The 2904-nt window shown below is 55.8% G+C and carries 2 protein-coding genes; both read left to right on the forward strand.

The features are described 5' to 3' along the window. Nucleotides 1–932 (forward strand): DUF4332 domain-containing protein (locus tag HXY34_13175; protein ID NWF97087.1); only part of this gene is annotated, 932 nt, incomplete at its 5' end. Nucleotides 933–1342: 410 nt separating this feature from the next. Beyond that, nucleotides 1343–2851 (forward strand): carboxypeptidase M32, encoded by a 1509-nt coding sequence (locus tag HXY34_13180; GenBank protein NWF97088.1) that lies wholly within the window; start codon nucleotides 1343–1345, stop codon nucleotides 2849–2851. Nucleotides 2852–2904 lie beyond the last annotated feature (53 nt).

Below are 2904 nucleotides of genomic sequence, written 5' to 3' on the forward strand. Positions count from 1 at the left end.
AGATCAAGCGGACTCAGAACCGTCAGGTCGAGGAGCTAGTCAAGACAGGGACAGTTGACAAGACGCTCACCCACGATGTTGTGGGCAAGTCGGAGTTCTTTGTTGATCTTGAAGCAAAGGGACTGCTCAGGTTCAGAGAGCAGAAGGCGACTGCACTGGTGCCCGGGACAACCGAGTCGCTCAAGTATGTCGTATTGCCTCCGGAGGCACCTCCTCCAAAGGTTCGGATAACGGCTGTATCTGGCAGGTCGAAACAGCGAAAGAAGACAGCGGCACGTGCATTGACTCCGGCACCTGTTGTTGAGCCGCCAGTCACTGTGAGAGAGTCTGAGCTCGAGACATCTGCAGGTGTCTCAGCTGAGAAGGAGGCAGAAGCCGCCGGACCTGTGGCCCAACCGGTGCCAGTTCCAGAACCTGTTCCAGTATCGGAACCTACCGTCGAGGGGAGACTCGAAGAGCGTGGCAGAGAGGCAGAGAAGCAGAGAAGGCCGCATTTGACACTGGATGACCCGGTTCAGGAAGCGCCCGGTATCGGTAGTAGGACCGCAGCTGCACTGGCGAGAATCGGCATCAAGACAGTGCGAGACCTGGTATCTCGGCCTGCCGCAGAGGTCGCTCAGAAGCTGGCTGACAAGAGAATCGATGACAAGAGGGTCCGAGCATGGCAGCATGAGTCTAAGCTGATGTGTGAGGTACCTGCGCTGTACGGGCATGATGCGGTCATACTCTACAACGTGGGTATTGGTTCGAGGTCACAGCTAGTGGAAGCCGACCCAACGAGGCTTCTCAAGGATGCAGTCGCGTACGCATCCAGCGAAGAGGCACAGAAGGAGATGAGATCTGTTCCCGTGCCTGACAAGAGCGAAGTGCTCAGATGGATTGAGTCTGCGAAGGCCGCGGTGGCTTATCTGCCTGAAGTTCAGGTCTCATAGGCTCTGCCAGCTGTGCTTCCGCTTCTGCACCGGAGTGAGTTCGCAGCCCCTGTCCGCAGGCGGTGCACCATGGCCGTCCTCTCGTGAAGTGTCTGCGATGCACGATACAGAAACAGTGAGCTTGAGAACCACACAGCACAGGGCAGACCTCACGGAGTGGTTTCAGTGCCATCTGCTCGGCGTGTGAAGACTCCTGTGCCATGTCCTGTTCGAATTACAATGAGCCGTTCAGCGAGCGAGGTCAAGATGCAAGAGCAGACGCGACAGCCTGACTCGCTGGCACTCCATGCGTCATCCTGATCTGCTTGGTATGAACATTGGTTCATCACGGCCGGTGCGACGAACTCTGCCACATCACAAGAGTCATAACCGAACCGGGACGGCCTGCTCCTGTCGGAGAGGCACTGGTATTGAATGCATACGAACGCCTAATGGCCGCTTCCAAGGAGGCTCGACTGGCTGAGACCTCCGCTGCTATCCTCAACTGGGACTTGGAGACATATATGCCGCCAAAGGGGATTCGTCTTCGTAGTGAGCAACTGGGCTACCTGAGCACAGTAGCGCACCTGGCAATCGCGCGTCCCGAGTTTGGTCAGCTCATCGAGGAGGCAGAGAAGCTCGAATTGGATGAGGTCCAGCGCAGGAATCTGTACCTCTTCAAGAGAGAGTATGCCGAGAAGACCTCTCTTCCAGCTGAGCTGGTGGGAGAGCATGCCAAACAGCAGGCGGTTGCAACCGAGACTTGGAGGCGAGCCAAGGCCGCCAAGGACTGGAGCATATTCCAGCCCGAGCTTCAGAAGATGGTCGACCTCTCGGTGAGACGTGCAGAGCTGCTGATGGAACCCCGAGGTGTGAAGACCGTGTATGACTCGATGCTCGACGAGTATGAGCGCGGGATGCGGGCCGATGCAGTTGCTCGTGTCTTTTCTGAACTCCGGACGGGTCTGATACCACTTGTGTCAAAGTACGCTGATGCATCAAGCAAGCTCGACTTGGGCTTCATCAATAGGAGAGTCCCCGTTGAGACTCAGAGAAGGATGGCGCTTGGTCTTGCGTCCTTCATCCAGTATGACGTCAAATCATCACAGGCTGGGGGTCGCATCGATGAGGCCGAGCACCCATTCACGACAGGTTACTTTGACGATGTCCGATTCACCGTGCACTATCATGAGGACAACGTGTCTTCGGCAATCTATGCGGTGCTTCATGAGGGAGGCCACGCCCTGTACGAGCAGAACCTCTGCCATGACTGGATGTACACTCCTGTCGGTCAGGCCGCCAGCAGTGGAATCCACGAATCCATGAGTCGTTTTGTCGAGAACATAGTCGGCCGATCGCCGGAGTTCTGGCGCTACTACTATCCACACTTTTGCGTCACAACTGACGGGTTCTTCAGCGACATCTCGCCGGAGTTGATGGTGCTCGCCTCCAACATTGTTCGGCCCTCTAAGATCAGGGTTGAGGCCGATGAGCTGACCTACTCGCTGCACATCATCATTCGGTTTGAGATTGAGAGAGACCTCTTCTCAGGGAAGATATCGGTCAGCGAGCTTCCTCAGGCGTGGAACGACAAGTACGAGCATTACCTTGGTGTCGAGATTGAGAATGACTCAGAAGGAGTGATGCAGGACATTCACTGGTCTGCTGGCCTGTTCGGTTACTTCCCATCATACGCATTAGGGAATGTGTACGACGGCATGTGGCTTCAGAAACTGGACCGAGACCTACCAGACTGGAGAGCATCCATTGAACAGGGGTCTTTTGCTCCAGTGAAGGAGTGGCTCATCCAGAACGTCCATCGGTGGGCCTCAATGTACGACCCTGCGGACCTGCTGAAGAGGACGACTGGGAAGTCCCTCACAGCGAAGCCTTTCCTCGCCTATCTGAAAGACAAGTACTCCGCAATCTTCGGTGTCTAGTTTCAATCTTCGGGATGGCAACTCTCTCTGCGACCTCACGACTATGTCGACAC

Source organism: Candidatus Thorarchaeota archaeon, from assembly GCA_013388835.1.
Taxonomy (GTDB): domain Archaea; phylum Asgardarchaeota; class Thorarchaeia; order Thorarchaeales; family Thorarchaeaceae; genus JACAEL01.